We start from the raw sequence: 7,548 nt of genomic DNA on the forward strand, positions 1-7,548 counted from the left end.
CACCTGTGCCGCAGCCCAGGTCTACGGCCATGCCGCAGTTTTCGGGGATGGCAGCGCACACGGCGTGGGGAAGGTCAAAGGTTCCCAGAACCTCGCGGTTCAGCTCGTCCCAGTCTTCAGCAATGGCGTTGAAAAACTGCCGTGTTTTCAGGGCGCGTTCTTCCAGCATCTGGGCGGCCATGTTCAGGTCGGCCCGCATGGCCGCGTCAGCTTGCACAAAGGGCATGGCCGCGCGCAGGAACTCTCTTTCCTCGCCGGAACGTGGAACAGCATAAAAAACCCAGAGGCCGTCGCGGCGCGAGGTGAGCAGCCCGGCCTCGGTAAGGATTTTCAGGTGGCGGGAAACGCGCGACTGCCCCATATCCAGGATGCGCACCAGTTCGTTGACCGACAGCTCGTAATGCAGCAAGATATGGATGAGGCGAAGCCGTGTTTCGTCAGAAAGTGCCTTGAAATAAAGAAGGGCCATGTGTTTTTTCCATACTAAATCAATTTATGCTGATGTAAATATCAGGTTATCTGCATATGGTCAACAAGGGCATGGAGCCTTAGCGGCCATCCATCAGCATGGTTTTTGTCAACTATAAATATAACGGACTGTTAGAACGGATTTTTGCGTATGTATCCCAGGGTGTTTCGTAAAAAAGACAAGAATGCCGAGCCGGTAGCCGCGGGCGATGTGCTTGCGTCGGTTCTGGCCGGGCTTGGCGTGGACCCGGGGCAGGCTCAGGTCCGCCACCGCCTTGCCCATCTTTGGGAAAACTGGCGCATGGTTATGGGGCCGGATCTTGGCATGCTGGCACGTCCTCTGGGCCACCACAAGGATTTGCTGCTCATCGGGGCAGAGGACGCCATGCTGGCCCAGGAACTGCACCTCATGAGCGGCGAACTGCTGGAGCGGGCCAACGCCTTTATGGAGGAGCCGTTTTTTGGCGGCGTGAAGGTTTCTTTGCTTATGGGCAAGTCCGGCCTGGACGTAACGGCACGCAAACCCTTGCCCGAAGAAGATATGGGCTGGCGCGCGCCCCGGCGGCGCATGTCCGAGCCGGTTCAGGCCAAAGGCGCTTTTCTCGGGCGTATGGACCCGTCTTCGCCAGTGGCCCGGGCCTACGCGCGCTTTGCGGAAAAGGCCAGGCGTGGCGGAGTTTAACTTAATAATATTGTTTTAAAACAAATAATTATCTGTATGGTCGCAATGCGGTGGCATTGCAGGGGATGCTTTGCGGATGAGCCGCAGCGTACCGCCGGATGCTTTTACAGGACGTGTTTTTTTATTTTCTGCTTACCTGCGCTCTTTTGTCCTCCTATATTTTACTGCGCCTCATGACATCGCACTGCCGTTCGCGTCGGGGCAGCCCTGTGTGCTTTGTGTTTGCCGGGACAGCGGCTCGGCCGCGTTTTTTCTCTGCGTCTGCCTGATGCTGTCAGAATATTGCCTTTCATGAAAAACAGCGGCGGACCGCAAGGCCATCCATTGTGGAGGGTGTGTTTATTTTGTTTTTATATCATTATGTTATATTAGAAAGTGTTTTTTAGTTATGCGATTTTGTTGTTTGCTTGCTGCTGTTGTTGACAAGTATTTGTGTGCAATGCTAGCTTCCATAAAGCGCAGCCCCCTGCGCCTACAGAAGCGGGCAAGAGCACGCGGAGGATGGAATGAACGTGCAGAAATCTATGGAAGACATTTGTCTGAAGCACGACAACGGCGGCGATTTCAGCTTTCGTGGTCGTCTTTTTTCTGAGTGCTCGTGGTATGACGAGACTCTTGGCATGCTCACCCGTCAAAAGCTTTACGTGACCGACACCAACGACCAAGTCTACTATATCATGCGTTCCTCAGGCCAAGAGCGCAGCCGTCATGCATATCGTCTTGCCGTGCGCGGCGACAATTGCATCATCCATAACGGCATGGCCGAAATGTCTTTGCAGTTTGATATGCTTATGCTGGCCGTACGGGGTCTTTGCGGGCTTGAGGCGGGCGCAACGCCCACGCTCTCAATGGTGGAAGAAATGCTCAAGGCTGCCAACGCCTGAGCAAGAAAATTCCTGATAAAACAAAGGGCGGTCTGAAAAGATCGCCCTTTTGCGTTTTTGTTGTCTGCCGTGCTGTTGATGCGCTGGTTCCATGCGGGGCGGGGTGTCAGGCGTGTTGCCGTTCTGTGGAAAGCCCTGTGCGTAATGGCGGTCTTGCGCCTTGCCGTACCTGGGCATGGGGCGGACTGTGACCGCGAAACGCCAGGCGGGGCCTTGCCGGGGCCGGTCTTCGGCCTTAATCCGTGGTTTCGGGCAGGGCAGGCTGGATTTGTCCCTGCGTGTGCTCTGACGGCGGCGGAGGCGTAAAATAGTTGGTTACCCAGGTAAGGGCCAGAACGAACACGGCGGCAAACAGGCCGATGGCCGGACACCACAGGGGGGTTGAAGAAAGGGCCAGACGCATGAGCAGGGTTCCGATAACAAAGCCCGAATTACGGAATACCGCATGAAAAGCGGGCATGTAGCGCTGGGCAATGAGCACCATGGTGATATCCGAAAATATCAGGATGGTGTACAGGGTTTCAAAAAAGCTCTGGTCGCCGCCCGCAGTGACAAAAAGGAAGAAATCACGCAGCGCTGTACCCATAAAAATGATGAAGAGCGCCAGGGCCAGCAGCTTTTTGCTCATGACATAGCGCATGCGCATGTCCGGCGATTGGATAAAATGCATGTGGCGGCGCGCAATGCGTTTGTACAGGCCGAGGCAAAGATAGACCAGCAGCGCGCCTGTGCCGGATATGGCAATATACAGCACGGGCATCATGTCGCCGGAAACGCTCACGGGTTCCGGCAGGCGGGCCAGTTCCTTGAAGGCGTTTCGCAGCAGAATGAGGGTGAGGATTTCAAACTGCTTGCCCATAGATTGCGACAGGGAACTGGGAATTATGAAAACAAGGCTCATGACCTCCAGCACCAGGATGAGCGTGAAGGCCAGATGGATGGCGTAAAAATGGCTGCCGGGCGTTACGGCGGCCAGCCAGGGCGGCAGCATTCCCTGTCGGTTCAGCTCCACTCCCAGCAAGGCCAGCAGGTATACCCAGAGAATGAAAAGAGCCACGCGCCGCTGGGTGGCGGCACGTTCCCAAGTGTGGTGCAACCAGTCAAATATGTCTGTAAGCGGCTGTAGTCTGTCGATAAGCATGTGTGCAGCACTCCGTGGTGTGTGCGGGGCGGCTGTGCGCCCCAGGCCGAAAAAGCATATCCGCACATGGTCAAATGTCAAAGACGGTCTTATGTCATGGTGGTGACGCTATGGAAACGTTCCGCAGCCCCCCCAAACGCCTAGAGCAGATTAACTTTGAGAATGTATATTCTCAAAGTTTAAGGCACGCTCACTTCGGCGTTTAACCGCGCAGATAAACTGCGCTTACGCCTCCGTAGCGAACGTCTGCTCACGCAGCCTTCCGAGCAATTTCAAAGTGAAATTGCTCTGGCCCCTCTGGCGGAGATGTTCGGCATAAGGCGTTTTATCGCGGTGCGTCTGCATTCTCAAGTTTTTTCAGTGTGCTGCCAGATCAGGAACTTGCGGCAGGGGCAGACGCCGTTTTTTGTTTGCGCGTTGGCCGGACCGCTTCTGTAGAGCGGGAAATACGGGCATTTTCCGCCCCCCTTGCCTTCCGGGCATATTGAACGTAGAAAAAGGGCTTCCCCTAAAACCCGCTGTCTGTCATTGTAGCAGATTACAGCAGCGCTCATGAGGTTAGAACGCCATGCCCCATAAGGGTCCGCATATTTCCATTTCTCCCGACTATGTGGTGAACCGTATTCTGCGCATCAATATCGATGACTTTGCCGAATGGCCCGAGTCTGTGCGCAACCTTGCCATTGCCATCGCAGAAGAGCTTTTTCTGGTGGCCTACAATCCCTTTATCGATGCGGACACCGTGCGCGGCAGCGTGCGCGACAGCTTCGAAAAGGAATCCGTCTCTCTGGCGCATTATTATGCCACGGCCATCGGCGAGGGCATTACCATGTTCTGGTCGGCCCATGAGGCCGAGATGGAGTTCAGGGAAAAGCTCATCAGCGCCCTGGGCGACATTCTGCCCGCCGAGTGCATTCTGACCAATCCTGGCGCGCTTGTGGAGTCTGCCACGGACGCCACCGACCTGCGCATGGAGCTGCCCCTGCTGGTGGTGGAGCCCGATACCACCGAGCAGGTGGCCGAACTTGTGCGGCTTGCCAATGACATGAAGTTCGCCCTTATCCCGCGCGGCGGCGGATCGGGCATGACGGGCGGGGCTGTACCCGCGCGCAAGCGCACCCTTATTGTGAGCCTCACGCGGCTTACCCGCGTGGGTCCCATTGATATGGAAAACATGTCGGTCACCTGTGAGGCGGGAGCCATTACCCAGACCGTGATCAACGCCGTGGACGCCGCCGGAGCACTTTTTTCCGTAGACCCGGCCTCCAAGCAGGCATCGTCCATCGGCGGCAATATCTCTGAAAATGCGGGCGGCCCTATGGCCTTTGAATACGGCACCACGCTGGACAACCTGCTGTGGTGGCGCATGGTGACGCCTACGGGCGAAATCATCACCGTAGAGCGTGAAAACCATCCCCGTCATAAGATACTGCCCCATGAGACAGCTGTTTTTGTGGTCAAGGACGTCAGCGGCGGGGTGCGCAACGTGGTGCACCTGCGCGGCGACGAAATCCGTCTGCCGGGCCTGGGCAAGGACGTGACCAACAAGGCCCTTGGCGGCCTGCCCGGAATGCAGAAAGAAGGGGTGGACGGCATCATCACCGAAGCCGCTTTCATTATTCATCCCAAGCCGCGCCACAAGCGGGTGATGGTGCTCGAGTTTTTCGGCCGTTCAATGCATCCGGCCGCCGTTGTGGTGCGCGAGTTGGTGGCCCTGCGCAACCGCATCCGTGAAGAGGGCGACTATGCCCATCTTTCGGCAATGGAAGAGTTTAACGCCAAGTACGTGCAGGCCATCGAATACAAGCGCAAGTCTGAAAAATATGAGGGCGCGCCCATCTCCGTCATTATCCTCCAGGTGGACGGCGACGACCCCTATCTGCTGGATACCTGCGTGGGCGACATCGTAAGCGTGGTCGAGCAGCAGGAAAATGTGGATATCATCGTGGCCGCCGATGACAAGGAAGGCGAGCGCTTCTGGGAAGACCGCCACAAGCTTTCGGCCATTGCCAAGCGTACCTCCGGCTTCAAGCTCAATGAAGACGTGGTCATTCCTATGGACCGCATCCCCGATTTCGCGCTCTTTCTTGAGCAGATAAATCTGGAATGCACGGCCGCATCCTACCGGCATGCCCTTCAGGAAGTGGGGCGTTTGCCCGGCTTTCCTATGGAAGACAAGGATTTCAACCGGGAGTTTTCACAGGCGTCCAAGGCCGCTTCCGGCGATGTTGCCGCCGCCGATGTCTCGGATGTGGAAATGGCCGAGCGGGCCGAGGGCTTCCTTGCGGTTCTGAAAGAAAAGTATCCGCATCTTGCCAAAAAAATCAGCAAGATCCGCGAATATATGGAAGCCAGCCGCATTGTGGTTGCCAGCCATATGCACGCCGGCGACGGCAACTGCCATGTGAACATTCCCGTGAACTCAAACGATGCCCAGATGCTGGAAGAAGCCGAGGAAGTGGCGGCCCGCGTCATGGCTGAATGCCAGGAAATGGGCGGCGAGGTCTCGGGCGAACACGGCATCGGCATTACCAAGATAGCCTTTTTCAGCAAGGAAAAAATGGACGCCCTGCGCGCGTTCAAAGAACGTGTGGACCCGCGCGACGTCATGAACCCCGCCAAGCTCGTCTATCGCGACCTGCCCGTGCGGCCTTTCACGTTTTCATTCAACCGCCTTATCCGCGATATTCGTGAAAGCGGCCTGCCGGACAAGGACAAGCTCATCCACCTGCTCACCTCCATTCAGGTATGCACGCGCTGCGGCAAGTGCAAGCAGGTGTGCTCCATGTGCTACCCGGAGCGCTCCATGCAGTATCACCCGCGCAACAAGAATATGGTGATGGGCATGCTGCTTGAGGCCGTGTATTACAGTCAGGTCAACAAGGGCCGTATTGACGATCGCCTGCTCAAGTGGATGCGCGACCTTGTGGAGCACTGTACGGCCTGCGGCCGCTGCATGGCGAACTGTCCGGTAAAGATTCCTTCCGGGGAGGTGGCCCTTACCCTGCGCGCCCTGCTGGAGCACGAAGGAGCCAGCGGGCATCCCATCAAGGGCCGCGCTCTGGAATGGCTTGCGCGCGACATCGCTCACCGCGCGCCCAAGGCCGCCAAGGTGGCTTCTCTGGGCCAGAAGATGCAGAACAAGTTCCTGGGCTTCGTTCCCGCTGTGTGGAAGCGCCGCATGCAAAGCCCGCTTTTCTCCGGGCGCGGTCCCAAGATGGGTTATACCAACCTGTACGAATCGCTCAAGCTGCACAGGGGCGCGGTATTCACTCCGGCCGAGCCGGCGCCGGGCATGCCCCTTGCGCTGTACTTTCCGGGTTGCGGCGGCGCGCTCTTTTATGACCGCATCGGCATTTCTTCCATCATGCTGCTGCTCAAGGCGGGCTTTGCCGTGGCCGTGCCGCCCAGGCACATGTGTTGCGGTTTTCCGCTGCTTGCGGCCGGTATGGATACGGCCTTTGAAGACAATATGGCCCAGAACAGGCAATACCTTGCCTCCATGCTGCGCAGCCTCGCCAAGCAGGGCTTTGACTGCAAATATCTGGTTACGGCCTGCGGTTCCTGCCGCGATGGCCTGGAGCGGCTGAATATGCAGGCGCAGTTCCCCGATCTGGTCATGCGTGACGTGGCGCAGCTCACCATGCCCCTGCTGCCCCGTGAAGACCTGCGCGCTCCTGTGGCCGAAGGCTCAAGGCTGGTGTATCACGGAGCCTGCCACTGCGAGTGGGCCGACGTGCACAAGGTCAAGGGGCAACAGCAGGTTGCGCGCGCCCTTGGCGAATTCAGCGGGGCGGATGTGGTTCTCAGCCCCGGCTGCTGCGGCGAATCCGGCATGGGAGCCATGACCTCGCCCCAGATATACAACCTTTTGCGGGCGCGAAAACAGCAAAGACTTGCCGACGCTCTGGGAGAAAGCTACACCGGTCCGCTGGTTGTGGGCTGCCCGTCCTGCAAGATCGGCATCGCGCGCTGCCTTATCAATATGCACGACAAGCATTCCGTCCTGCATGTGGTGGAATGGCTGGCAGGGCAGGTTGACGGCGAGGACCGCCGCCAGAGCTTCCGTAAAAAAGTTAACGAAACCCGTGGTGATGTGCGTGTAGTTGACCTGAAATAGGTGTTACGCAAGGCGCATTGCGGTCTTGCCATAATGCCAAGGACCGCCCCTGTTTTACGGGGGCGGCCCTTATGTTTTATGTGTGTACGGCGTTTGGCAGGCTATTTTTTGGCGGCGCGTCCGGCGTGACTGTTGCTGCCGGCTTCTGCCTCGCTCAGGGGTTTGCTGACGGGATGCGCGTCAAAGTGGGCCATGGCCCGCTTGAGGTCGTCGATGAGCAGGGAGCCGAGGTCGCGGCTGAAGCCGTGACGCA

5 protein-coding genes are annotated in these 7,548 nt (G+C 57.6%); 3 read left to right on the plus strand and 2 right to left on the minus strand.

The window, feature by feature from the left end; genetic code table 11:
• Positions 1-469, minus strand: a 469-nt coding sequence (locus V6C16_RS05560) for an ArsR/SmtB family transcription factor (RefSeq protein ID WP_333542865.1), incomplete at its 3' end; no start/stop codon positions are given.
• Between the two features lie 150 nt (positions 470-619).
• Between V6C16_RS05560 and V6C16_RS05565 the strand changes: the two genes are divergently transcribed.
• Both V6C16_RS05565 and V6C16_RS05570 read left to right on the plus strand, forming a co-directional pair.
• Positions 620-1,150 carry a DUF721 domain-containing protein gene (locus V6C16_RS05565; RefSeq protein WP_333536135.1) on the plus strand — a complete coding sequence of 177 codons (531 nt, stop codon included), beginning with the start codon at positions 620-622 and terminating at the stop codon, positions 1,148-1,150.
• Between the two features lie 506 nt (positions 1,151-1,656).
• Positions 1,657-2,034, plus strand: coding sequence for a hypothetical protein (locus V6C16_RS05570; protein ID WP_333536133.1), 378 nt, complete (start codon positions 1,657-1,659; stop codon positions 2,032-2,034).
• A 235-nt stretch (positions 2,035-2,269) separates the two neighbouring features.
• Here V6C16_RS05570 and V6C16_RS05575 read toward each other — a convergent pair whose 3' ends face one another.
• Complete coding sequence (locus V6C16_RS05575; RefSeq protein WP_333536131.1) at positions 2,270-3,175, minus strand: hypothetical protein; 906 nt, start codon at positions 3,173-3,175, stop codon at positions 2,270-2,272.
• 568 nt (positions 3,176-3,743) lie between these two features.
• Here V6C16_RS05575 and V6C16_RS05580 point away from each other — a divergent pair.
• Positions 3,744-7,295, plus strand: a complete 3,552-nt coding sequence (locus V6C16_RS05580) for an FAD-binding and (Fe-S)-binding domain-containing protein (RefSeq protein ID WP_333542866.1) — start codon at positions 3,744-3,746, stop codon at positions 7,293-7,295.
• Positions 7,296-7,548 lie beyond the last annotated feature (253 nt).

This window comes from Desulfovibrio sp. 1188_IL3213 (assembly GCF_036763145.1).
Taxonomy (GTDB): domain Bacteria; phylum Desulfobacterota; class Desulfovibrionia; order Desulfovibrionales; family Desulfovibrionaceae; genus Desulfovibrio.